Origin of the sequence: Kitasatospora sp. NPDC086801, from assembly GCF_044745805.1 — a bacterium.
Lineage (GTDB): Bacteria > Actinomycetota > Actinomycetes > Streptomycetales > Streptomycetaceae > Kitasatospora.
This window is the reverse complement of record NZ_JBIVAX010000013.1, coordinates 70,043-93,371: the sequence shown is the minus strand read 5'-3', so window position 1 is coordinate 93,371 and position 23,329 is coordinate 70,043. Positions and strand designations below refer to the sequence as shown.

The 23,329-nt window shown below is 75.2% G+C and carries 19 protein-coding genes; 10 read left to right on the top strand and 9 right to left on the bottom strand.

Features of this window, described 5'->3' with window-relative positions:
* Positions 1 to 25: 25 nt before the first annotated feature.
* From ACIPLC_RS17130 to ACIPLC_RS17105, 6 genes are all read right to left on the bottom strand, one after another.
* Positions 26 to 1,087 carry an LLM class F420-dependent oxidoreductase gene (locus ACIPLC_RS17130; protein WP_400473792.1) on the bottom strand — a complete coding sequence of 354 codons (1,062 nt, stop codon included), beginning with the start codon at positions 1,085 to 1,087 and terminating at the stop codon, positions 26 to 28.
* A gap of 67 nt (positions 1,088 to 1,154) precedes the next feature.
* Complete coding sequence (locus ACIPLC_RS17125; protein ID WP_400473791.1) at positions 1,155 to 2,774, bottom strand: ABC transporter substrate-binding protein; 1,620 nt, start codon at positions 2,772 to 2,774, stop codon at positions 1,155 to 1,157.
* A 100-nt stretch (positions 2,775 to 2,874) separates the two neighbouring features.
* Positions 2,875 to 3,660, bottom strand: a complete 786-nt coding sequence (locus tag ACIPLC_RS17120) for an ABC transporter ATP-binding protein (protein ID WP_400473790.1) — start codon at positions 3,658 to 3,660, stop codon at positions 2,875 to 2,877.
* The gene (locus ACIPLC_RS17115; protein ID WP_400473789.1) at positions 3,657 to 4,439 is read right to left on the bottom strand and encodes an ABC transporter ATP-binding protein; all 783 of its coding nucleotides are present in this window, start codon (positions 4,437 to 4,439) and stop codon (positions 3,657 to 3,659) included. Before ACIPLC_RS17115 ends, ACIPLC_RS17120 begins: the two co-directional genes overlap by 4 nt.
* Positions 4,436 to 5,359 carry an ABC transporter permease gene (locus ACIPLC_RS17110; protein WP_400473788.1) on the bottom strand — a complete coding sequence of 308 codons (924 nt, stop codon included), beginning with the start codon at positions 5,357 to 5,359 and terminating at the stop codon, positions 4,436 to 4,438. Before ACIPLC_RS17110 ends, ACIPLC_RS17115 begins: the two co-directional genes overlap by 4 nt.
* Position 5,360: 1 nt before the next feature.
* Positions 5,361 to 6,305, bottom strand: a complete 945-nt coding sequence (locus ACIPLC_RS17105; protein WP_400473787.1) for an ABC transporter permease — start codon at positions 6,303 to 6,305, stop codon at positions 5,361 to 5,363.
* A gap of 732 nt (positions 6,306 to 7,037) precedes the next feature.
* Here ACIPLC_RS17105 and ACIPLC_RS17100 point away from each other — a divergent pair.
* The 7 genes from ACIPLC_RS17100 to ACIPLC_RS17070 all read left to right on the top strand — a co-directional run bounded on the left by ACIPLC_RS17100 (position 7,038) and on the right by ACIPLC_RS17070 (position 14,873).
* Complete coding sequence (locus ACIPLC_RS17100; RefSeq protein ID WP_400473786.1) at positions 7,038 to 8,003, top strand: LuxR C-terminal-related transcriptional regulator; 966 nt, start codon at positions 7,038 to 7,040, stop codon at positions 8,001 to 8,003.
* A 267-nt stretch (positions 8,004 to 8,270) separates the two neighbouring features.
* Entirely contained in the window at positions 8,271 to 9,050 is a 780-nt protein-coding gene (locus ACIPLC_RS17095) for a hypothetical protein (protein WP_400473785.1), read from the top strand.
* Position 9,051: 1 nt separating this feature from the next.
* On the top strand, positions 9,052 to 10,887 hold the full coding sequence (gene asnB, locus ACIPLC_RS17090; protein WP_400473784.1) for an asparagine synthase (glutamine-hydrolyzing): 1,836 nt from the start codon (positions 9,052 to 9,054) through the stop codon (positions 10,885 to 10,887).
* Entirely contained in the window at positions 10,884 to 11,414 is a 531-nt protein-coding gene (locus ACIPLC_RS17085; protein WP_400473783.1) for a flavin reductase family protein, read from the top strand. Before asnB ends, ACIPLC_RS17085 begins: the two co-directional genes overlap by 4 nt.
* Before the next feature lie 27 nt (positions 11,415 to 11,441).
* A complete protein-coding gene (locus tag ACIPLC_RS17080) occupies positions 11,442 to 13,046 on the top strand; it encodes a 4-hydroxyphenylacetate 3-hydroxylase family protein (protein ID WP_400473782.1) in 1,605 nt (534 codons plus the stop codon).
* Positions 13,043 to 13,885, top strand: a complete 843-nt coding sequence (locus tag ACIPLC_RS17075) for a class I SAM-dependent methyltransferase (RefSeq protein ID WP_400473781.1) — start codon at positions 13,043 to 13,045, stop codon at positions 13,883 to 13,885. The genes ACIPLC_RS17080 and ACIPLC_RS17075 overlap by 4 nt, the downstream gene beginning before the upstream one ends.
* A 112-nt stretch (positions 13,886 to 13,997) precedes the next feature.
* Positions 13,998 to 14,873, top strand: coding sequence for a helix-turn-helix domain-containing protein (locus tag ACIPLC_RS17070; RefSeq protein ID WP_400473780.1), 876 nt, complete (start codon positions 13,998 to 14,000; stop codon positions 14,871 to 14,873).
* 82 nt (positions 14,874 to 14,955) lie between these two features.
* Here the strand turns inward: ACIPLC_RS17070 and ACIPLC_RS17065 are convergent, their stop codons facing one another.
* Entirely contained in the window at positions 14,956 to 16,209 is a 1,254-nt protein-coding gene (locus ACIPLC_RS17065; RefSeq protein WP_400473779.1) for an MFS transporter, read from the bottom strand.
* Positions 16,210 to 16,538: 329 nt separating this feature from the next.
* On the opposite strand from ACIPLC_RS17065, the gene ACIPLC_RS17060 reads away from it, so the two are divergent.
* Positions 16,539 to 17,762: an FAD-dependent monooxygenase gene (locus ACIPLC_RS17060; protein WP_400473778.1), complete on the top strand. Its 1,224-nt coding sequence runs from the start codon at positions 16,539 to 16,541 to the stop codon at positions 17,760 to 17,762.
* A 189-nt stretch (positions 17,763 to 17,951) separates the two neighbouring features.
* Entirely contained in the window at positions 17,952 to 18,830 is an 879-nt protein-coding gene (locus tag ACIPLC_RS17055; RefSeq protein WP_400473777.1) for an alpha/beta fold hydrolase, read from the top strand.
* Positions 18,831 to 18,965: 135 nt separating this feature from the next.
* Here ACIPLC_RS17055 and ACIPLC_RS17050 read toward each other — a convergent pair whose 3' ends face one another.
* Positions 18,966 to 20,417: an FAD-dependent monooxygenase gene (locus ACIPLC_RS17050; protein ID WP_363589391.1), complete on the bottom strand. Its 1,452-nt coding sequence runs from the start codon at positions 20,415 to 20,417 to the stop codon at positions 18,966 to 18,968.
* A 70-nt stretch (positions 20,418 to 20,487) separates the two neighbouring features.
* Here ACIPLC_RS17050 and ACIPLC_RS17045 point away from each other — a divergent pair, with 70 nt between their 5' ends.
* Positions 20,488 to 21,141 (top strand): TetR/AcrR family transcriptional regulator C-terminal domain-containing protein, encoded by a 654-nt coding sequence (locus ACIPLC_RS17045; RefSeq protein WP_400473776.1) that lies wholly within the window; start codon positions 20,488 to 20,490, stop codon positions 21,139 to 21,141.
* 57 nt (positions 21,142 to 21,198) lie between these two features.
* Here ACIPLC_RS17045 and ACIPLC_RS17040 read toward each other — a convergent pair whose 3' ends face one another.
* Positions 21,199 to 23,286, bottom strand: coding sequence for a BTAD domain-containing putative transcriptional regulator (locus ACIPLC_RS17040; protein WP_400473775.1), 2,088 nt, complete (start codon positions 23,284 to 23,286; stop codon positions 21,199 to 21,201).
* Positions 23,287 to 23,329 lie beyond the last annotated feature (43 nt).

Here is a 23,329-nt window from a genome sequence, read left to right as displayed (position 1 = left end):
GGGCGGACAGGGCGGGGCGCGACGGTCAGAGGGCGGCCGGCCCGAGCCGGGCCAGGGTGTCGAGCAGCTTGGCGCGGCTGACGAACACCTCGGGCGGCAGCGACACGTACAGCTGGATCGTGGTGACACCGGGGCGGTGGTAGGCGAGGATGCGCTCCCGGCACTCCTCCGGCGAGCCGCTGATGAACAGCCCGTCGACGACCTCGTCGGGCAGCGCCTTCTGGGCGCCCTCCGGGTCGCCGGCCGCCCAGAGGCGGTGGGTCTCGGCGAGGAGTTCGCCGTGGCCCAGCCACTCGTGGAACTTGCGGTACGGCTCGCGGTTGAGGATCCAGGCCAGGAACGGCCGGCTGGCACGGTGGGCGTAGTCGGTGTCCTCGGTGGGGCAGACGAAGACCTTGACGACCAGTTCCTTCCCGGGCGGCTGCGGGCCGACGGCGTCCAGGATCTTCGGCACGTCGTGCGGGAACAGCAGGTTGGTGATGGCGCCGTCGCCCTCGGTGAAGCCGAGCCGGAGCATGTTGGGCCGCAGCGCGCCCAGGATGACCTTGACCGGCTCGGTCGGCGGGTGCGGCAGCCGGTAGCCGGTGATGTCGAAGGTGTCGAACCCGCCGGTGACGTACTCGCCGCGCAGCGCCCGGGTGACGAAGCGCAGGACGTCCCTGGTCCGCTTGAACGGCTCGTCGAACGGGATGCCGTTGATGTCGGTGACGTGGGCGGGCACCGAGGCGCCGATGCCCAGCAGGAGCCGGCCCGGGGCGAGTTGGGCGAGCGTCGCGGCGGTCTGGGCGAGCACGGCCGGGCCGCGGGTGTGCACCGGGACGATGCCGGTGCCGATCCGTAGCGAGGGGGACCAGGCCGCCGTGGCGGCCAGCGGGGTGAAGGCGTCGGTGCCGCCGCCCTCGGCGCTCCACACGTCGGTGTAGCCGAGGTCGGGCAGCCGCTCGACCAGGAACCGGTGCCGGTCGATGGTCAGGCCGGGCAGCGGGAGGGTGATGCCCCACTTGGGCGGCGCGCCGGGCACGGGGCCGTGTGCGGAGCCGGGCGGGACGGTCCCGCTGTGGTGGTGCGGTCGGTGCGGGTCGGTCATCGGGATGGCCGTCCTTCCTGTGGTGCGCGGTGCTCTTCGGAGCCGGGGGAGAGGCGGTGTCCGCGGGTCAGCGGACCCATACGGTGGTCAGGTCGAGGAACCAGGACTGCGGCTGCACGAGCCCCTGGACCTTCGGCGAAAGGGCCCGCGGATTGCGGTCGTTGACCACGAACAGCCAGGGCGCGTCCTGGGTGACCAGGGCGAGCGCCTTGCGGTACCCGGCCTGCCGGGCGGCCTGGTCGGCGTTCGCGGCCGAGGAGGCGAGCAGCTCGTCGACCTGCGGGTTGGCGTAGTGGCCGGTCCAGAACGGGCTCTTGGAGCCGATGAACAGCGGGAGCAGCGCCTCGGACTGGAACAGCGTGGTGGACTGGGCGACGGCGTCGGAGCCGAGTGCCACCTGGCCCTTGGCCTCGGCGCCGATCAGCGTGGTCCAGTCGGTGGTGCGCAGCTCGACCTTGATGCCGACGGCGGCGAGATCCCGCTGGAGGGCCTCGGCGATCGGCACCGGCAGCAGGTTGCCGCTGCCGCCGGTGGGCACGGTGACGGAGGTGCTGAAGCCGTTCGGGACGCCGGCCTCGGCGAGCAACTGCCGGGCCTTGGCGGGGTCGTAGGAGTAGACGTCGCCGGCGGGGTCGTAGGCGGCGGTGGCGCGCGGCGCGGTCTGGTAGGCGGGGTCGGCGGTGCCGTGCAGCAGCTTCTCGGCGATGGCCTTGCGGTCGATCGCGTAGTTGGCGGCCCTGCGGACCAGAGGGTTGTCCCAGGGCGCCTTGGAGGTGTCCAGGATCCAGTACCAGAGGTGGTCGTAGCTGTTCGTGGCGATCTGGACGCCGTCGGCCTTGAGGCTGTCGATGTCGTCCGGGTTCGGGTACTCGATCCAGTTCACGCCGCCGGAGCGCAGGGCGGCGGTGCGGGCCGCGGCGTCCGGCAGCGCCTTGATCACGAGCCGGTCGAGCTTGGGAGCGCCGCGCCAGTAGCCCTTGTTGGCGGCCAGCTCGATCTGCTGGCCCTCGGTCTGCGAGACGAACGAGAAGGGGCCGGTGCCGACCGGGTGCTGGGCGAAGTCGGCCGAGCCGGTCTTGCGGACGGCGGTGGGGCTCGCGATCAGGACGTGCGCGAGGTCCTCGGGGAAGTGGCCGTTGGGCTCCTTGGTGACCAGCTCGACGTGGTCGGCGTCGGTCTTGCGGTACGAGGCGATGTCGCCCGCGTACTCGGCGGCGGCGGCGCCGAGGGCGTCGGTGTACTCGGGGCTCTTCTTGTCGAGGTAGCGGGCCAGGTTGAAGACCACGGCGTCGGCGTCGAACGGGGTGCCGTCCTGGAACGTGACGCCCTTGCGGAGGGTGAAGGTCCACGTCCTGGCGTCGGCGGCGACCTGCCAGTCGGTGGCCAGGGCGCCGGTGACGACCGGCGGCTTGTCGGTGTCCTTGAGCAGTTCGTACCGGGTGAGGCCCTCGTAGAGCTGGAAGGAGACCAGCCGCTTGCCCTCGAAGCCGGCGCCGCCGATCACGGTGTCGGGGTTGGGGAGTCTGCCGGTGGCGCCGATCACCAGGGTGCCGCCGTGGCCGTCACCGCCGCCCGCCCCCGCGGAGCCGCCGCCGTCGGACCCGGCGCAGCCGGCCGCCGCCGCGAGCAGAACGGCGGCGGCCGGCAGGGCGACGGCTCTGGAGCGGATACGGCTGGTGCGCGTCATGGTGAGTCCTCGTCGGTTCGGTGGTGCGGAGGTTCAGCGGTGCGGTGGTGCGGTGGTGCGGGGGTGTGTCGGCGTGTCGGTACGGGGCTTCGGCGGCGGGTCACGCGACGCCGGTGGCGGCCTCCAGCAGTGCCCGGGTGTACGGGTGCGCGGGGGAGTCCCAGAGCAGGCCGGCGGGGCCCTCCTCGACCACCCGGCCGTGCCGCAGCACCAGCACCCGGTGGGCGAGGTGCCGGACGACGGCGAGGTCGTGGGAGATGAACAGGTAGGCCAGGCCGGTGCGTTCCTGGAGGTCGGTCAGCAGGTCGAGCAGGCGGGCCTGCACGCTGCGGTCGAGGGCGGAGGTCGGTTCGTCGCAGACGACCAGGTCCGGCCCGGTGGCCAGGGCCCGGGCGACGGCCACCCGTTGGAGCTGCCCGCCGGACAGCTCCCGGGGGTAGCGGTCGGCGAGCGCGGGCTCCAGGCCGACCTGGGTGAAGAGTCGGGCGACGGCCGCGGCGCGTTCGGCGCGCGGCGTGCCGTGCAGGCGCAGCGCGAAGGCGACCGCCTCCCCGGCGCGCAGGCTGGGGTTGAGCGATCCGCGCGGGTCCTGCGGGACGAACTGGAGCCGGCCCCGCAGCGCCCGGTCGGCGCGGCCGCGCAGCCGGTACGGATCGCGGCCGGCGAACCGGACGCTGCCGGCGTCGGGGGCCAGCACCCCGAGGGCGAGCCGGGCCAGGGTGGACTTCCCCGAGCCGGATTCGCCGACCAGGCCGACGGTCTCGCCCGGCGCGACGGTGAGGCTGACGGCGTCCAGGGCGGTCCGGTCGCCGTAGCGCTTGGTGACGGCGTCGACGACGAGCAGGGCCGGGGGCCCGTCGTGCGGGGTGTGGCTGGCGGCGGTCATCGGCGGGCTCCCGGTTCGGCGGCCACCAGGGCGGCGGTGAAGGCGTGTTCCGGGTCGCCCAGCACCCGTTCGGCGGGCCCGAGCTCGACGATCCGGCCGGCCCGCATGACCGCCACGGTGCCGCCGATCCGGCGGGCCGCCGCGAGGTCGTGGGTGACCAGCAGCAGGGCGATGCCGCAGTCGGCGCGCAGGGTGGTGAACAGGTCGAGGATCCGCCCGCGGATCAGCGCGTCGAGCGCGGTGGTCGGCTCGTCGGCGATCAGCAGTTCCGGGCCGCAGCAGATCGCGACGGCGATGGCGGCGCGCTGGCGCAGGCCGCCGGAGAGCTCGTGCGGGTAGGCCCGGGCGACGCGTTCCGGGTCCGGGATGCCGGCGGTGGCGAGCAGCTTCGGGACGGCCGCGCGGGCGGCCCGGCGGTCGGCGGCGATCCCGTGCCGCCGCAGCACCTCGGCGAGTTGCGGGCCGATCCGGCGCAGCGGGTCGAGCGAGGCGGTCGGGTCCTGCGGCACGTAGCCGATCCGCCGGCCGCGGACGTCGGCCAGTTCGCGGTCGCCGAGCGCCCGCAGGTCGGTCCCGGCGAGCCGGACGCCTCCGGTGACGGCGGCGCCGTGCCCCGGCAGCCCGAGCACCGTGCGGGCGACGGTGGTCTTGCCGCTGCCGGATTCGCCGAGCAGCACCAGGGAGCGGCCGGCGGGCAGGGCGAGGGAGACGTCGTCGACGGCCCGGACCCCGCCGGGGTACTCGACGGTCAGGCCGTCGATCTCCAGCAGCGCGTTCATGCGCCCACCCGCTTCGCGGCCCGCGGCCGGGCCGAGCCGTCGGCCGAGCGGTCGGCAGACCGGCCCGCCGTGGCGGGGGCGGTGTGCGGCAGCAGGGCGGCGGTGTCGCCGACCCGGGTGCGCAGCGTCTCGCCGAGGGTGTTGAAGACGACCGAGACGGCGAGGATGACCAGGGCCGGCAGCACCGCCACCCAGGGGTGGGTGAGCAGCGAGGGGCGCAGTTCGTCCAGCATCGCGCCCCACTCGGCGGTGGGCGGGGCGACCCCGAGCCCGAGGAAGGACAGCCCGGCGGCGTACATGATGGCGAGCCCGACCAGCGAGGACGCGTACACCAGGACCACCGGCGCCACCACCGGGGCGACCTGGCGCAGGACCAGCGACCCCCAGCCGGCGCCGCTGACCCGGGCGGCCACCAGGTATTCGGCGGCCCGGACCCGCCGGGTCTCGGTGAACGCGACCCGTGCCACCGCGGGGGTGAGCACCACCGAGAGCGCGAGCACGGTCGCGCCCAGGCCGGGTGTGAGCAGCGAGGCGATGGCGATCGCCAGCAGCACCCCGGGGAAGGCGTAGAGCACGTCCAGCAGGCGCAGCAGGGCCTGTTCGGTGATCCGGCCGCCGAGCCCGGCCACGACGCCGAGCAGGGTGCCGACGACGGCGGCCACCGCGACCGGGACGAGCCCGCCGGTGAGCGAGGCGCGCCCGGCCCAGATCAGCCGGCTGAGCAGGTCGCGGCCCTGGCCGTCGGTGCCGAGCGGGTGGCCGGGGCTGCCCGGGTCGAGCAGCCGGTCCGCCAGCCGCCCGGCGGCCGGGTCGTACGGGGCGACCAGTGGCGCGGCGAGCGCGAGCAGGACCAGCAGGGCCGCCAGGGCGGCGGGGACGGTCAGGCCGAGGTTGCCCCGACTGAGGGCACGTGACGTCACATCAGTTCCTTACTCGCGGGTCGATCGCCGCGTGCGCCGCGTCCACGAGGATGTTGACGCCGACGAACGCGACCGCCACCACCAGCACCCCGCCCTGCACCAGGGGCAGGTCGCGGGAGGTGAGGGCGTCGTACAGCAGCCGGCCGACGCCGGGCCAGGCGAACAGGGTCTCCACGAAGATCACCCCTTCCAGGAGGTAGGCGAGTTGCAGGCCGCCGATGGTCAGCAGTGCCGGCGAGGCGTTGTGCACGCAGTGCCGCAGCACGGTGGCCGGGCGCAGGCCGCGGGCGCGCAGCGAGTCGGCCAGCTCGCCGGCCAGCACGCCCCCCAGCGCGGCCCGGAACACCCGGGCGGTGAGCCCGAGCGGGACGAGCGCGGCGGCCACGGCCGGCAGGACCAGGTGGCGGGCCAGGTCGGGCAGGCCGCCGGAGCCGAACACGTCGTGCGTGCCGCCGGCCGGCAGCCAGCGCAGGCCGACGGCGAAGACGGCGATCAGCAGCAGGGCCACCGAGTACTGCGGGGCGGAGACCGCGAGGGCGGACAGCGCGCCGGAGATCCGCCCGCCGGGGCCGCGCGGGCGCAGCGCGCCGACCGCGCCGAGCGCCACCCCGCCGACCAGCACCAGCAGGAAGGCGGCCGCGGTCAGGGTCAGCGTCTGGCCGAGCGCCGGGAGCAGCAGGTCGGCGACCGGGCGCTGACCGGAGACGGAGGTGCCGAGGTCGCCGGTCAGCGCGTGCCAGAGCCAGTCGGCGTACCGGACGGGCAACGGCTGGTCCAGGCCGAGCCGTTCGGAGAGTTCGCGGCGGGCCTCGGGCGGTGCGCCCGGCCCGAGGAAGAGGGCCACCGGATCGCCGGGGACGAGCGTGACGGTCGCGAAGACGACGGCGGTGACGCCGAGCAGGGTCGGTACGGCCAGCAGGAGGCGGCGCAGCAGGAAGCGGGTCACCCGGCCCTCCGTGGCGTGGCGCCGGACTGGCCGGCGGCGGGCCGGTTGGGCGGGGCGGGCATGGGGCTGGTGGTCCTTCCGGGAGGGGTGGTTCGGGATCGGGTCGGGGCGGTCACCGGCGGTGCCCGGGATGCCGGGCCGCCGGACCGGGGCCGTGGGACGGGCCGTTCGCCGAGGGGCGGATGCCGCGTCCGGGCGGGATCGGGTGCCGGAGCACGGGTCGGGCGGTCCGTGGGACGTGGGACGTCGGTGCCGCTCCGGCAGCTGCGGCCGCTTGAAGGAGAGTTGCGGACGGGTGGCCCGGACAGCCAGTCAGCACTTGATGCTGTTACTCCTGGTCACAGCATCCGGAGTGTCAGGACCGCCACTGCCCGGGGCACCGAGGCCCGGTTCCGTCCTTGACCTGCACAAGGAACCGGACCTAGGGTTCCCCGCATGGCTATTCGGCGGACCGACATCACCCTGGTCGGGATCGGCGGCTCGTGGCACCGAAGGTGTTTCGACGAGCTCTGTCGCCCGCGCGCTGCGCGCTGACCGCCCCGTTTCCAGCCGCTGCGGTCGGCGCCCCTCCCCAGTCCCGGATTCCGCAGCCGACGCCCGTGCGCGTCCTCGACGGATCCTCGCCGCAGCACCCGTGCCCACCGGGCCGGCCCGCCACCAGCAAGGGGACCGTATCGCCATGTCGTATCTCAGACGCCCTGCCTCCGTCCCCGGGGGTGCAGGATGGCAGCAGTGAGCAAGCTCGCCGTCCCGGTCGGCCCGCGCGGCCGCCGGCTTCCCGCCCGACGCGGCGCCTGCGGTGGCGCCACCCTGGTGGACGCACCCGCCGCGGGCACGCCGCCGCTGCACGGCGCACCCCCGGTGCACGGCGCACCGCCGGTGCACGGCGCACCCCCGGTGCACGCCGAGATCGACAATCCGCTCGACCTGATCGCGGGTCACCAGCTGCTGGCGGAGACGGTGGCGCCGCCGCCGGCCGCTCCGGCCGCCACCGGTTGTGGGTGCGGCCATCCGATGTGCGGGGAGGAGGACCGCGACCGCACCGCCGACGCCCGGGTGTTCCTGGTCGAGCGGCACTCGGTGGCCAGCGCCGGGCTGCGCAGCGTGCTGACGACCGTGCCCGGACTGGCCGTGGTCGGGTCCACCGGCGACCCGCTGCGCGCGGTGGCCGCCGTGCGCCGGGTCGCCCCGGACGTCATCCTGCTCGGCCGCGGCGCGAGCCTGGAGGCCGACCTCGCCGTCGTGGTGGCGCTGCGCGGCCCGGACGCGGCGCCCGACGCCCGGGTGCTGCTGTTGCGCCGGGCCGAGTCGACCGCCGAGGCGAGCCGGATGCTGCTGGCCGGGGCCAGCGGGTGCTTCCCGCTCGACCTGGCCGAGGACCGGATCATCGGCGCCGTCCAACTCGCCGCGGCGGGCGGGTCGGTGTTCCTGCCGGCGCCGCCGCCGGCCCGGTCCCACGCGGTGGTGCCCCCGCAGCACGTCGGCGAACTGCCGCCGCAGCACGCCGGGCTGACGGAGCGTGAGCGCGAGGTGCTGGTCCAGCTCGGGCTAGGGCTGAGCAACGCCGAGATCGGGCGTGAACTCGCCCTGGCCGAGGCGACCGTGAAGAAGCACCTCACCCAGGCCATGCGCAAGATCGGTCAGCCCGACCGGCTGCGCGCCGCGCTCTACGCGCACCGGCACGGCCTCGCGGGGTAGTTCCCGGGCCGTTCCAGCGCGTTCGTCACCACCCTCCGGAGGGCGGGCCCCGCAGCACGCGGGGCCCGCCCTCCGTCGTGTTCCGGCCGCCTCGCGCATGCTCCGCAGGTGACCTTCGGAGCATGAACGAGGCGACGATCGGCGCCCTGAGCGGCGCCGTTCGGGGCTACCGGGGTGCGGGGCCCGCTCCGTAGCGTGGCGGGAAACGACCACCACACGACGGTCCCAGGGATCGTTCAGCCGAAGGGAGATGGCCCGATGGGGGGTGTGTCCGACAGGACCGGGGGCCCGACCGGTTCCGCCGGTGCGGCGGGTGCCGATGCCGGCCCGCGCACGGCGGTGCTGGCGGCCGCGAGCCACCGGAGCCCCGGCGCGGAGCAGCCGAGGTCCCCGTACCGCGCGATGTCGGACGCCGAGAGGTCCGCGCTCTGGCGCCAGCGGCTGCACGAGGCCGAGGCGGGCTTGACGCGGTACCTGGTGTCGCGCGGGAACGGGCTGCACTTGACCGACTGGTTCGTGCTGCAGTCCGAGCTCTTCGCCGACCTCCCCGCGCCGGACGCCCCGGCCCCGGAGTGGCAGCGGGTGTTCTTCCGCGACCAGGCGCTGATGGAACGTTTCCTCGTGCGCCGCTACGGCGAGGAGGGGCTGGGGGACTGGGCCCGGTCCAATGCCGAGGTGCACCGCGAGGTCGAACCCGACCACGGCCGGGGCGCCGCCGACCCGATCCACCGGATCGCCCGGCAGGCCGAACTGTACGGCTCGGAGTACGAGTTCGACGACGACGAGCCGCCCGGCGCCGAGCACGCGGCGCTCACCATCACGCACTGTGCGATCTGGGACTACCGCGAGAAGGCCCGCCGCTCGGGCGTCCAGCTGACCCTTGCGTCGCCCTGCACCTACTGCACCGAGGCGCTGTCCGCCAACATCCGCGCCAAGGGCTACCGGCCCGCGCACCGCCTGACCAACGGCCCGACCGGCCACGGCTGCCGCTGGGAATCGGACGCCGCGGCCGGGCCCGCCGCCCACGACGAACCGGGGGAGTCCTGAGATGTGCGGTGTCACCGGCTGGATCGACTGGGACACCGACCTGCGCCACCAGGCGCGGACGGTCCGGGAGATGACCGCCACCCTGGCCTGCCGCGGCCCGGACGCGGACGGCGTCTGGCTCTCCCGGCACGCCGCGTTCGGCCACCGCCGGCTGTCCGTGATCGACCTGGACGGCGGGGCCCAGCCGCTCGCCGACCGCCCGGGGCCGGACGCCGGCGCCGTCCTCTGCTACAACGGGGAGCTCTACAACCACCGCGAGCTGCGCGCGCGACTGGAGGCCCTCGGGCACGTCTTCCGGACCCGCTCGGACACCGAGGTGGTCCTGCGGGCCCACCTCCAGTGGGGCAAGGACGCGCCGACCAGGTTCAACGGCATCTTCGCCTACGCCCTGTGGGACGCCGCGCGGGAGGAACTGCTGCTGGTCCGCGACCACCTCGGCATCAAGCCGCTGTACTGGCACGCCCACGCCACCGGGGTGCTGTTCGGCTCCGAGCCGAAGGCGGTGCTCGCGAACCCGCTGTTCCGTGCCGAACTGGACGCCGAGGGCATCGCCGAACTGTTCGCGCTGCCCGCCGCGCCGAGCGCCGGCCACGGGCTGTTCCGCGGGCTGCACGAAGTCCGGCCCGGCCACCTGGTGGTCGTCGGCCGCGGCGCCACCCGCGAAATCCGGTACTGGCGGCTGGAGTCGGCCGAGCACCGGGACGACGCCGCGACCACCCGCAGCACCGTCCGGGAGCTGCTCGCCGACGCCGTCGAGCGGCAGTTGATCAGCGACGTGCCGCTGTGCACCCTGCTCTCCGGCGGCGTCGACTCCAGCGCCGTCACCGCGCTGGCCGCGGCCGCCCGGGAGCGGGCCGGCCACGGGAAGATCGCCAGCTTCTCGGTGGACTTCCCCGGCAGCACCGACCGCACCCCGGACGCCTGGCGGACCACCCTCGACGCCCCGTACGTGCAGGCCGCCGCCGAGCACATCGGCACCCTGCACACCACCGTCCTGGTGCCCGACGACGACCTGCTGGACGCCCGCGACGCCGTCCTGCGCGCCCGGGACCGGCCCGGCTGGGGGGAGATGGACGCCTCGCTGCACCTGCTCTTCCGCGAGGTGCGGCGGCGCTCCACGGTCGCGCTCTCCGGCGAGGCCGCGGACGAGATCTTCGGCGGCTACCCGTACTTCCACGACGCGCAGGCCGTCGCCGCGCCCACCTTCCCGTGGCTGCACGGCAAGGCCACACCGGCGGAGCTGCTGCGCCCGGACGTCCGGGCCGAGGTGCGCCCCGAGGAGTACACCGCCGCCGCCTACCACCGCTCGCTCGGCGAGGTGTCGCGCCTGCCCGGCGAGTCGGCCGCCGACGCGCGGATCCGCGAGGTCTTCCACCTCGCGCTGACCCGCTGGCTCCCCCCGCTGCTGGACCGGGTGGACCGGGTGTCGATGTCGGTCGGCCTGGAGGTGCGGGTGCCGTTCTGCGACCACCGCCTGGTGGAGTACCTCTGGAACGTCCCGTGGGCGCTCAAGGCGCCGGACGGGCGGGCCAAGGGGCTGTTCCGGGACGCCGTCCGGGACCTCCTCCCGCCGCAGGTCGCCGACCGGCCCAAGAGCGGCTACCCGTCCACCCCGGCCGTCCGCTACACCGAGGTGCTCACCGCCCGGGCGAACGAGCTGCTGGCCGACCCGAACGCGCCGGTCTTCGAGCTGGTGGACCGCGAGCCGGTCCGCCGGCTGCTCGCCGAGGGCCGCCCGCTGCCCAGCCCGCGCACCGCGCCGAACCCGGTCGGCGGCCTCGACCACCTGGTCCAGGTCGACGAGTGGCTGCGCGCCTACCGGGTGGGGCTGCGATGAGCGGCCCCGCACCGGCCGTGAGCACGGCGCAGGCCACCGAGGAGGCCTTCCGGGCCGCCTCCCGCGGCTGGACCACCGGGGTCGCGGTGGTCACCACCCGTGTGGACGAGGAGGTCTTCGCCAAGACGGTCTCCTCCTTCAGCACCCTCTCCCTCGACCCGCTGCTGGTCACCGTCGCGGTCAGCCGCCACAGCCCGCTCGTGGCCGCGGCCCGCGCCTCCGGAAGGTTCGGCCTCTCGGTCCTGACGGACGGCCAGTCGGCGGTGGCCCGGCGCTTCGCCACCCCCGGGGCCGGGCGCGCGCTCGGCGGCTTCACCACGGTGCCGATGCGGACGGCGGTCACCGGTGCCCCGCTCGTCGACGACGCCCTGGCCTGGTTCGACTGCCGGCTGCACGGCACCCTGCCCGGCGGCGACCACACCATCCTGGTCGGCCGGGTCGCCGCCGCGGACCGCGGCGACGGCGACCCGCTGCTCTACCACGACGGCCGGTACCGCGTGATCGACCCGAAACCCTTGAACCCTTGAACCCTTGACATCAAACGGAGTTGGCGCATGACACTGCTGGGCACCATCACCGGCCGCGGCGCACCCGCCACCGCCCGCGGCCTGCTGACCGGCGACCGGTACCGGGCCGAACTGGACGACGGCCGCGAGCTCTACCTCGACGGCAAGCGCATCGCGAACCCCGCCGAGCACCCCGCGTTCCGCCCGGCCGTGGACGAACTGGCCCGCCTGATCGACCTCCAGCACGACCCGGCCCACCGCGACCTGCTCACCTGGGAGGACCCGGACAGCGGCCTGCGGCTCGCCCGCGCCTACCAGCCCCCGCGCACCCTGGAGGACCTGCGGCTCCAGCGCCGCAGCGCCGAGCTGTGGCACGCCGAGGCACTCGGACAACAGGGCCGCTCACCCGCCTTCATGGCCTCGATCGCCGTCGGCGTCTACGACTTCCGGCACCGGCTGGCCGAGGCCGACCCGCGCTTCGGCGCCAACGCCGAGGCGTGGTACCGGCACTGCGCCAGCAACGACCTGGTCCTCTCGCACGCCCTCGGCGACCCGCAGATCGACCGCTCCGCCAACCCGCTCGACGACCCGGACCTCGCCCTGCGCGTCGTGGAGGAGAACGACCGGGGCATCGTGGTGCGCGGCGCCAAGCAGCTCACCACGCTCGCCCCGATCGCCCACGAGGTGCTGGTCTACCTCTCGGCGTCGTTCACCGAGGGCCGCGGCGAGCAGTTCGTGACCTGGTTCGCCCTGCCGCTCAACACCCCCGGCCTGATCACCCTCGCCCGCGAGCCGCTCGGCAGCGCCTCCTGGGGGCACGCCCACCCGCTCGGCGCGCGGTTCGACGAGCAGGACGCGATGCTCTTCTTCGACGACGTCCTGGTGCCCTGGGACCGCGTCTTCCTGCTGCGCGACGCGAACCTGGCGCGCACCGGCCTCGGCCGGATCAACGCCTGGAGCGCCTACGTCGGCCACATCCGCTACCGCGAGCGGTTGCGGACCCTGCTGGCCGCCGCCACCCTGGTCGCCGAGTCGATCGGCGTGGACGGCTTCCGCAACATCCAGGAGGACCTGGGGCGCCTCGCCGGGTACGCCGAACTGACCGAGTACTTCCTGGACGCCGCCGAGGCGCGCGGCGGCCTCACCGACGGCGGCCTGTTCGCCCCCGGCGACACGGCGGCCTCCCGGGTCTGGTCGGCCGAGGTGGCCGGCAGCGCGGTCGAGATCGTCCGCCGGATCGGCGCCTCCGGGCTGCTCATCCAGCCCACCGCCGGCGACCTCGCCAACCCCCGGCTGCGCCCGCACCTGGACCGCTACATGCGCGGCCGGGACATCGACGCCGAACGCAAGGCCCGGCTCTTCCGGATCGCCTGGGAGCTGACCGGCGACGGCTTCGGCCAGCGGCAGGACCTCTACGAGTACGTGCACCGGGGCGACCTGACCCGCAACCGGATCAACATCCTCAGGCGCTACGACCAGAGCGCCGCCCGTGAACGGCTGTTGCAGCTGGTCGACCAGGGCGCCGTCGCGCAGCCCGCCGCCGCGCAGCCGCCGACCGTACAGCCGCCGACCGAGCAGTCGTCCACCGCTCAGCCGCCGACCGAGCAGTCGTCCACCGCTCAGCCGTCCACCGTGGAGGAGAACCAGCCGTGACCACGTCCGCCGTCGAGATCCAGGCCCGTACCCTCGCGGGGTACGCCGACGCCAGCAGGCTGCGCCAGGTCCAGGACCGTGACTGGGTGCTCGACCAGGTCACCGGAGCCCCCGGCTCCCTGATCGACCTCGGCAGCGGGATCGGCCAGCTGCTCCAGGAGGCCCTGGAGCGCTTCCCCTCGCTCCAGCGCGCCGTCGGCCTGGAACGCTCCGAGCACCGCATCGCCGAGGCCGCCGCCCGGCTGAAGCCCTACGGCGAGCGGGTCGCCCTGCACCGGGCCGACCTCACCGTGCCCGAGCCGCTGCCGTTCCGGGCCGACGTGATCACCCAGACCTCGGTGCTGCACTGGCTGTACCCGGACGAGGAACGGATCTTCGCCTGGGCCGCCGCGCACCTCGCCCCCGGCGGGCGCTTCCTGCTCACCACCTACCACCCCGCCCGGGACGAGCGCGGCCTCGGCGGTGAGGACGAGTTGGTCCGCGAGGCCCTGGTCGCCCTCGGCACCCCGTACGACGAGGTGCCCGGCGTCCTGGCCCGCGCTGGGGTGCTGCCGATCGCGACCCGGACCAGGACCGTCGACGAGCTCGCGGCGGTGGTGGGCCCGCACCTCGCGGTGGCCGGGCACCTGGAGCGCGACGCCGTGGTCACCGTCGACGGCGCCGCCCGGTACGAGCACTTCCACGCCGCCACCTTCGGCGACTACTACAGCCGTGCGGTGCCGGCGCAGCAGCGGCCGGCCTTCTTCCGCGCGGTCGGCGAGAGCGCCTGGCGCCGGCAGCAGGAGCGCGGCCACGTCAGCCACATGCCCGTCCGGCTGTGGCAGCTGACGTCCCGTTAACAACATGTGTAGCCCGCCGCTCACCCCTGGGGTGGGCGGCGGGCTGCGTCTACGCTGGTGGCAGCCCGCACACCCGCATTCGACGGATCCGACCAGGGCCGAGGAGTCAACCGTGTCAACTCCCCCCGCAGGCAGGGAACTCGGCGCCTTCCTGCGCGCCCACCGTGAGCTCCTGAAGCCCTCCGACGTCGGTCTCACCGCCACCACCCGGCGCCGCACCCCCGGCCTGCGCCGGGAGGAGGTCGCCTCCCTCTCCGGCGTCGGCCTGGCCTGGTACACCTGGGTCGAACAGGGGCGGGTCACCGCCTCCCGGCAGGTGCTGGAGGCGATCGCCCGCGTCCTGCGGCTGGACGTGGCCGGACTGCGGCACGCCATGCGCCTGGCCGGCTACCACGAGCCGACGGCGGCCGTCGCCCCGGAGGGCGCCGACCGGCTCGCCGAGGCCATCCGGCCGGTCCTCGACTCCTGGCCCACCAGCCCCGCCGTCCTGCTCGACCGCCACTTCGACCTGCTCGGCTGGAACGCCGCCTGGGTCGCGCTCTGGGGCTCGCCCGAGTTCGTCCCCGCCGACCGGCGCAACCTGATGTGGGTGATGGCGGCCGACCACCGGGTGCGGGCCGTGTTCCGCGACTGGGAGCCGCTCGCGATGAACGTCTTCCAGCACTTCCGGGCCCAGGCCGGCCCCGCCCTGGCCGACCCCCGCACTGGCGAGGTCTACCGGCACCTGGACGAGGACGCGCCCGAGTTCCGGCACTGGTGGGGGTGCCACTCGGTGGCGGAACTGACCGTCCGCACCGTCACCGTCGAGCCGGCCGGGCTCGGCCCGGTCCGGCTGATGCTGTCGTCCTTCCACCCGGTGGACGACCCGACCGCGACGGTGCTGCTGTTCACCCCGCACGACGCCGCCGACCGGGCGCGGATGACCGAACTGGTCGATCATCCGCTGCGCGCGGTCGGCGGCGTGGAGGGGGAGCGCCGGGTCGGCTGAGCCGCCGGTCGGCCGGAGCACCCGAGGTGTTCCGGCCGTTCCGGCGCGGCCTCGATCGCCCGACGCGGTGGCCGGCGCGGCCTCAGGTGCCCGATGCGGTGGTCCGGCGCAGGCCGAGGCTGACCGCCAGCGCGCCCAGCGCGGCCACCAGCGCGAGCCCGGTGCCGATCAGCAGGGTGCCGTCCGCGACGTCGCCGAACGCGCCGATCGCCCAGGCGCCGACGCCGGTGCCCGCGTACATGGTCGAGGTCAGCCACGCGCTGGAGGTCGCGCGCAGCTCCGGGGCGATGGTGCCGGCCAGCGTCTGCTGGTCCGTCACGAAGCCCCCGGAGGCCAGGAACCACAGCACCACGCCGGCCAGGGCGAGGACCAGGCCCGGCCCCTTGGCCGCCAGCGCGACGCCGACCGCCAGCAGCACGCCCCACAGCGGCAGCAGCGGCAGGTCGGACCGCCCCGCGGTCCTGGCCCGGTCCCCGAGCCGGCCGCCCAGCAGCGAGCCAACCAGGCTGCCCGCACCGACCAGCACGCCCACCAGGCCCAGGGCCTGCACCGACAGGTCGAAGCGTTGCACCAGCACCGCGCCGAGGAAGGTGTAGGCGCCGAGGTTGGCCGTGTTGAACACCGTGTTGACGAGCAGGGCGCGGCGCAGCGTCGGGTCGGCCCAGCCCGCCAGGATCGCCCGGACCGCCCCCACCTGCGGCGCGGCCGTCTGCGCCGAGCGGCGCTGGACCTGGCTCAGCAGCAGCGGCACGGCGGCCGCAGTGCCGATGGTCAGCGCCCAGAACGCCGACCGCCAGCCGGCCAGTCCGGCGAGGAAGCCGCCGAGCGGCACGCCGATCACCTGGCCGCAGGAGAACAGCGCCATGCCCAGGCCGAGCGCCCGGCCGCGCACCGCCTCCGGCGCGGTCTCGGCGATGTGCGCCCAGATCGCCGGCCCGGCCGCGGCCGCCGCCAGCCCGGCCACCGCGCGGGAGACGACCAGCAGGGTCAGCCCGGTGGAGAGGGCGGCCGCCGCGTTGGACAGGACGAACAGCAGGGTGCCGGCCACGAGGGTGCGGCGGCGGCCGAACCGGTCGCTCAGCAGTCCGAGGAAGGGCGCCGCGACGGCGTACACCAGCACGTAGGCGGTGACGCTGGAGGCGGCGGCCGCCTCGCTGGTGTGCACCGAGTCCGCGATGGTCGGCAGCAACGGCGACACCAGGAAGGTCTCGGTGCCGAACAGGAACAGCAGGAGGAACACCCCGGCGTAGCGCCACCGGTCGAAGGCCTGGGCCGGCGCCAGGGGCGGGACGTCCTCGGCCTGGTCGGGCCGGGGCGGGTCGGAGATGCTGCTCACAGCGATCACCACCTTGTCGTGCGAGGGAGCGGCCGGGCCTTCGGACGGCAGGCGGAAGCGGCCGCGATGGGATGGCAGGAGTCCGATGCGGCCATCCTGCGGACGGCCCTCGCGGCCAGCCAGACAGGCGGTCATCCTGTGACCCCAGGTCACAGGCTGCCGCCCTGGCCCGGCCGGTGACGCGGTCGGTGACGCGGCCTGCCGGTGGTCTGTCGGTGGTCTGTCGGCGGTCCGGCGGTCGCTCGCCGGTCGTGTCAGCGTCCTGTGAGCGACCTGTCGGCCGCCGTGGCGAGACTGGCGGCACGACATCGACTCACGGGAGGTCCACCATGTCGAGCACCACGTCGAACAGCGCCCGACCGCACCACTCGCGCACCACCTCGGTCCTGATCTCCGGGGCGGGGATCGCCGGCACCGCCCTCGCCTACTGGCTGGAGCGCTACGGCTTCCACGTCACGGTCGTCGAGCGCGCCCCGGAACTCCGGGGCGGCGGACAGGCGGTGGACGTGCGGGGCAACGCCCTGGAGGTCATCGAGCGGATGGGCCTCCTGGAGGAGGTCCGGGCCCGCAGGACCGGACTGCGCGGCATGTCCCTGGTCGACGCGGACGGCCGCGAGCTCAAGCGCACCACCGAGTGGACGGCCACCGGGGGCGCCGTGGACGGCCCGGACGTGGAGATCCTGCGCGACGAACTGGCCGCCCTGCTGGCGGGGGCGGCCCGGCCCGGCGTCCGGTACCGCTTCGGCGAGTCGATCGACACCCTCGTGCAGCACGAGGAGGGCGTCCAGGTCCGCTTCACCAGCGGCGACGAGCAGTCCTTCGACCTCGTCGTGGGCGCCGACGGCCTGCACTCGAACACCCGCCGCCTGGTCTTCGGCCCCGAGTCCGACTACCTGCACCCGACCAGCATCTACATCGCCGGCTGGAGCGCCCCCAACCACCTCGGCCTCGACCACTGGGAGGTCATCCACCAGCCCAACGGCCAGGCCGCCTGGGGCTGCATGGCGATGACCGTCCGGGACAACAGCGAGCTGCGCGTCTTCGCCGTCTTCACGTCCGACGAGCCGGTCGGGGACCTGCTGCCGCGCGACCTCGCGGAGCAGCGGCGGCTGGTGGCCGAGCGTTGCGCCGGGATGCGCTGGGAGGTGCCGCAGTTCCTCAAGTCCCTGGGGGAGGGGGACGCCTTCCACTACGACGTGGTCGCGCAGATCCGGATGGACCGCTGGTCGCAGGGCCGGGTCGCCCTGCTCGGCGACGCCGGGTACTGCTGCTCCCCGGCCACCGGCCAGGGCACCAGCGTGGCCCTGACCGCCGCCTATGTGCTGGCCGGGGAACTGCACGCGGCCGATGGCGACCACGAGGCCGCCTACCAGGCCTACGAGCAGCGGCTGCGCGGCCATGTGGCGGCCAATCAGGCCATCCTCGACCACACCAGGGGCCGGTTCGAGACCACGGAGGCCGACCCCGAGGGGGTCGAGGGCTTCGACCGGCCCGGCCCCGAGCTGGGCGAGGCCTTCCGCGCGGCCACGGTCTTCGACCTGGCCGAGTACTGACCGACCCCGCCGCCCGCGCCGCCCGCGCCGACCCCGCCGCCCGCGCCGCCCGCGCCGACCCCGCCGCCCGCGCCGCCCGCGCCGACCCCGCCGCCCCGCAGGTCGGCCACGGGTGGTCGCGATCACCAGGTAAGTGAGGTTAGGCTAACCAAACTTGATGGACGGTCGAGGGTGAGGGCGGTGCCGGGGATGCACAGTCAGGGTGAGCCGGGGCGGGCGCGGACACGGGACGGCCGGGAGCTGTTCTACATGCGGCGGCCGGGGCCCGGCGGCGCGGGCGTGCCGACGGTCGTGCTGGAGGGCGGGCTCGCCTCCAGCCGCTCGTACTGGGCGCCGGTGCAGCTCCGGCTGGACGGGGTCGCGGCGACGGTGGCGTACGACCGCAGCGGGCTCGGCCGCAGCGCTCCGGACCCGGCGCCGCGCCCGCTGCGCCGCCTCGCCGAGGACCTCGACGACCTGCTCGACCACCTCGGCGGCCTCGGCCACGGGCCGTTCGTCCTGGTCGGGCACAGCTGGGGCGGGCCGATCGTTCGGATCGCCGCCGCGGCCCGCCCCGAGCGGATCGCGGGCCTGGTGCTGGCCGACCCGACGGACGAGTCCTGCGACCTGGTGTTCGTGCCCTCGGTGCGCCGCCAGGAGCGGATCGGGCAGGCGGTCAGCATGCTGCTGGCCCGCACCGGCCTGCTGGCCCGGGCCTTCCGCCCGATGCTCGACGCCCTGCCGGCGGACGCCGCGGCCGAGATGCGCGAGGAGGGCTTCACCGTCTCCACCATCCGCACGAGGGGCGCCGAACTCGGCTCCGTCGTCGCGGACTTGACCGCCATGAAGGAGAACCCGCCGGCCCCCGGCGGCATCCCGCTCACGGTGGTCTCGGCCGCCCGGACCTCCACCGGCATGGGCCCGAAGGTCCGGGAAGCCGTGAACGCCTCCCATGCTTACCGCGCCGGTCGGGCCGAGGTCGGCCGCCACGTGCTGGCGGCCGACGCCGACCACATGGTGCCGACCAGCGACCCCGACGCCCTGGCACGCGAGATCCGCCGGATCGTCGAAGGTATCTCAGCTGTCTAGGACTTGATGGCTCGTCAGTTCTTGATGATCTCCAGACTGGCGACAGTGCCCGGAACGCCGCCGGGGTAGGTGTTGCCGCCGAGGTGGAAGGTGTGGCCGTCCGAGCCCTGGCCGGGGCCCGGGCGGGCCGGGGCGTCAGCGGCGCAGGGCGCCGTACCGGGAGGCGTAGGTCGTCAGGCCGTCCGCCGTGGCCCCGGCCCAGCCCACGTATCCGTCGGGGCGGATGAGGAACACGCCGGTGCCGTAGGCCTCGTAGTCCGGGATGCGGACCACCGGGCAGGCGGTCTGCGGGAGCGGGGACTCGGTCCCGACCGCCAGCAGGGTCCAGTGCGGTCCGCGGAAGGCGTCGAAGAGCCGGACGCCACCCCGGCGCCCGTCCGGTGCGCGGTCCCCGGCCCGCAGGGCGCCCTCCGGCAGGGCTGGGCGGGTCTCCTCGGCCAGCGACGACTCCCGGTAGCCGAGGCCGAGTTGCTGGGTCGCCCGGCCCCGGCGGGCCTCGCCGTGGTGGACCCGGGTCGACAGGTCCAGCATCGCCGCCGCAGTGGGGCGGCGCTCCTCCTCGTAGGTGTCGAGCAGGGCGTCCGGGGCCGCGCCGCCGAGCACGGCGGCCAGCTTCCAGCCCAGGTTGTAGGCGTCCTGGACGCTGGTGTTGAGGCCCTGCCCGCCGGCGGGGGAGTGTACGTGCGCCGCGTCGCCCGCGAGGAACACCCGGCCCGCGCGGAAGCGGTCCGCCAGGGCCGCCCGCGGCCGGAACTCGGAGGCCCAGCGCACTCCGGTGACCTGTTCGGCGGTCAGGTGCGAGCGGGCGGCGACCACGTCGCGGATGCCGTCCAGGGACGCGTCGACGGTCGTGTCCTGCGGGTACTGCGCCACGAGCTGGAACTCGTCCGTGCCGGGCAGCGGGCACAGGGCCAGCAGGCCGCCGAGCGGTCCGCGCCCGGCGGCGCCGTCGCTGGGCGGGAAGACGTGCCAGTGGTCGCGGTCGAGGCCGGTGACCAGGACGTCCGCGACCAGCATCGGGTCCGGGTCGACGACCTGCCCGGTCATGCCGATGCCGAGCAGCCTGCGGACCGCCGACCGTCCGCCGTCGGCGGCGACCGCGTACCGCGCCCGGACCGGGGCGCCGGTGGCGAACTCGGCGGTGACGCCGTCCGCGTCCTGGGCCAGGCCCACCAGTTCGCGTCCGAAGGCGACCGAACCGCCGAGGGCGCGCAGCCGGTCGTGCAGCACCTGCTGGGTCCGCCACTGCGGCAGCATCAGCGTCTCGGTGTGGGGCTCGGCCTCGGAGGGCTCGGTCGGTTCGTACATGCGGCGTTCGTCCTGCGGCTCGCCGTCGCGCCAGAACAGGTTCGGCGGGTAGTGCCCGGAGGCGGCGCGGATGTCGGCCAGTACCCCGAGGTCGTCCAGGACCTCCAGGGTGCGGGGCTGGAGGCCCTTGCCGCGGGAGCCGGGGAAGAGCCCGCTCTCGCGTTCGACGAGCAGTGCGGTGATGCCGTGCCGGGCGAGGTCGACGGCGAGGGCGAGGCCGGTCGGTCCGGCTCCGACGATCAGGACGTCGGTGTGCGGGTCGGTGGCGCGGGTGGCCATGAGCATCTCCTTAACGTTGTTAAGTGGTCGCTGCTGGAAGACTGCACTTAACGTCGTTAAGCTGTCAACCGTGACGCCGCAGAGAACCCCGAAGCTCGACCGCCGGACGGTCGTCGACACCGCACTGACACTCCTGAACGAGGTGGGCCTGGACGGCCTCACCCTGCGCGCCATCGCCGCCGCGCTGGAGGTCAAGGCACCGGCGCTGTACTGGCACTTCAAGGACAAGCAGGCGCTGCTCGACGAGATGGCGACCGAGATGATGCGGCGCGCGGCCGCCGGTCCGTCCCGGATCCCCCCGGCGGCGGACTGGCGGGAGGCCTACCTGGCGACGATGCGGGGGCTGCGGGCCGAACTGCTCCGCTACCGCGACGGGGCCAGGGTCTACAGCGGAGCCCGGTTCACCGACACCTCGTACGCGGCGGGGCTCGAAGCCGGGCTGCTCCTGCTCACGGGGGCGGGCTTCACCCCGCAGGCGGCGGCCCGCGCCTGGTACACGGCGTACAGCTACACGATCGGCTACGTCATCGAGGAGCAGGCCATGGGCCCCAACCCCTTCGACGGCGAGGAGGGCTACGACCTGGACGCCCGGGCCGAGCGGCTGGCCGCCCACCCGCTCGCCGCCGAAGCCGGCCGGGTGATGTTCCAGGGCTTCGACCAGGGCTTCGAGCAGGGCCTGGTGGCGGTCCTGGCCGGCGTCGAGGCGACGCTGCTCGTGCGGTAGCCGTACGGACCGCGGGGGTCGGCGGCCGGGCCCGGGATCAGGAGGCCGGGGCCGGGATCAGGGGGCGTCCGGCGCTTGCGCCGCGCAGGCGGCCAGGGCGGCCAGGCGGTCCACCTCGACCCATTCGTCGAGGTGGAGGCCGATCAGGTGGTGGCCCCGGCTCCACGGGTGGTCCGCGGCGGGAGGGGAGGGCGGCGGCGTGGGGGAGTCGGCGTGGTGGAGGTACCAGGAGCTGAGGCGTTCCAGGGCGGCGCGGCGCTCGGCGGTACCGGTCTCGGCGGTGCAGCGTTCGGCGGCGTAGAGGCGCAGGAGGTCGTTGAGCCGGTAGCGGTGGCGGTCCTCGTGGGTGAGCAGGTGGGCGGTGGCCAGGTGGTCGAGGACGGGCCGGACGGCGGCGGTGGGGGTGTCGGTCAGGGCGGCTGCCGCGCCGGAGCTGACGCCGACGGCCGGGGCCAGGGCGAGCAGCCGGAGCAGGGATCGGGCCTCGGCGGGGAGCGAGCGGTAGGAGAGGTCGAAGGCGGCGCGGACCGCCGAGGTGGCGTCACCGTCGATCTGTAGGGCGCTCAACCGGTGTTCCGCGTCGAGGAGTTCGGCGGCGTGGTCGGCGAGGCTGCGGCCCGGGAAGGCGGCGAGGCGGCTCGCGGTGATGGCCAGGGCGAGGGGCAGTCGGCCGCAGGCGGCGGTGAGTTCGGCCGCGGCGTGCGGCTCGGCGCGGGTGCGGTGCTCGCCGGCGATGCGGGCCAGGAGGCGGAGGGCCTGATGGGCGGGCAGGACATCGAGCACCAGGGGGCGGGCGCCGTTGCGGGCGGTCAGGCCGTCGAGTCGGGTGCGGCTGGTGACCACCGTGCGGCAGTCCGGGGCACCCGGCAGCAGCGGGCGGACCTGTTCGGCGTCGCGGGCGTTGTCGAGGACCACGAGCAGTCGGCGGTCGGCCAGCAGGGAGCGGTAGAGCGCGGCCGCCTCGTCCGGCGCTGCGGGGATCCGGTCGCCGGGCACGCCGAGGGCGCGCAGGAAGCGGGCGAGGACGGTGTGCGGGTCGAGGGGCGCGGCGACGGAGTAGCCGTGCAGGTCGGCGTAGAGCTGGCCGTCCGGGAACCGGTCCCGGGCGCGGTGGGCCCAGTCGACGGCCAGGGTGGTCTTGCCGACCCCGGCCGGGCCCGAGAGCGCGCACACGGGGACGGCCGCGCCGGTGGCACCGGTCGCGGGCGTCGTGAGCAGCGAGTCCAGGACGAGAAGCTCCGTGCCGCGTCCGACGAAGGTGGGAAGTGCGGGCGGGAGTTGGGCGGGCGGCGGCGCCTCCACCGGGGGTGCGGCCGCTGGGGGTGCCGCCATGGGGGGTGCGGCCACGGGGGGTGTGGCCACCGGGGCCGCTGCGGTCGGCGCCGCCTCGGGGCGGACCGGCTCGGTGGCCAGCAGTTCCAGGTGCAGCGCCCGCAGTTCCGGCCCGGGGTCGAGCCCGAGCTCGTCGGCCAGTCGCTCGGCGAACCGGCGGTAGGCGGTGAGCCCTTCGGGCGCGCGCCCGGAACCGTGCAGTGCACGCATGAGCTGTCCGGTGAAGCGTTCCCGGAGCGGGTGGTCGACCACCAGCGCGGTCAATTCGGGGACGGCCGCGCGGTGCCGGCCGAGGGCGAGCTCCAGATCGAGGCATTCCTCCCAGGCGGTCAGTCGCAGTTCGTCCAGCGCGACCGCGCCCGGGGCGTCCGCGTCCACGGCGAGTCCGTCCAGTGCGGGGCCGCGCCACAGGGCGAGCGCTTCGCGGAGCCCGTCGACCGCCGCCGGGGATCGTCCGGCGGCGGCCTCGCGGCGGGCGAGGGCGAGTCGGTCGGTGAAGGCGCGGGCGTCCAGGCGGTGGCCGGTGAGCGTGATGCGGTAGCCGCGGCCGTCGGTCAGCAGCACCGGCGGTGCGTCCGGGTCGGCTTCGGCGAAGCGGCGCCGCAACACCCCGGCGAGGTTGCGGACCTGGCGAGTGGCGGTGGCCGGCGGCCGCTCGTCCCAGACGGCGTCGACCAGACGGGCGACGGGAACGGAGATGTCCGCGTTGAGCAGCAGGGCGGCGAGCAGCCGCTCCTGCCGGGAGCCTTCGGAGGGGACGCGCCTCCCGTCGCCGGTCCACACCTCCAGCGAGCCGAGGATCCTGAACTCCAAGTGTCCCTCCCTGGGATCCGCGGGCCGGGCCGGACCGTCGCTG

What these genes read in the sequence shown, in the direction of transcription:
- ACIPLC_RS17130 (WP_400473792.1), bottom strand. Translation starts at nt 1,087, where the DNA reads ATGACCGACCCGCACCGACCGCACCACCACAGCGGGACCGTCCCGCCC.
- ACIPLC_RS17120 (WP_400473790.1), bottom strand. Translation starts at nt 3,660, where the DNA reads ATGACCGCCGCCAGCCACACCCCGCACGACGGGCCCCCGGCCCTGCTC.
- ACIPLC_RS17125 (WP_400473791.1), bottom strand. Translation starts at nt 2,774, where the DNA reads ATGACGCGCACCAGCCGTATCCGCTCCAGAGCCGTCGCCCTGCCGGCC.
- ACIPLC_RS17080 (WP_400473782.1), top strand. Translation starts at nt 11,442, where the DNA reads ATGACACTGCTGGGCACCATCACCGGCCGCGGCGCACCCGCCACCGCC.
- ACIPLC_RS17050 (WP_363589391.1), bottom strand. Translation starts at nt 20,417, where the DNA reads ATGGCCACCCGCGCCACCGACCCGCACACCGACGTCCTGATCGTCGGA.
- ACIPLC_RS17060 (WP_400473778.1), top strand. Translation starts at nt 16,539, where the DNA reads ATGTCGAGCACCACGTCGAACAGCGCCCGACCGCACCACTCGCGCACC.
- ACIPLC_RS17055 (WP_400473777.1), top strand. Translation starts at nt 17,952, where the DNA reads ATGCACAGTCAGGGTGAGCCGGGGCGGGCGCGGACACGGGACGGCCGG.
- asnB (WP_400473784.1), top strand. Translation starts at nt 9,052, where the DNA reads ATGTGCGGTGTCACCGGCTGGATCGACTGGGACACCGACCTGCGCCAC.
- ACIPLC_RS17085 (WP_400473783.1), top strand. Translation starts at nt 10,884, where the DNA reads ATGAGCGGCCCCGCACCGGCCGTGAGCACGGCGCAGGCCACCGAGGAG.
- ACIPLC_RS17115 (WP_400473789.1), bottom strand. Translation starts at nt 4,439, where the DNA reads ATGAACGCGCTGCTGGAGATCGACGGCCTGACCGTCGAGTACCCCGGC.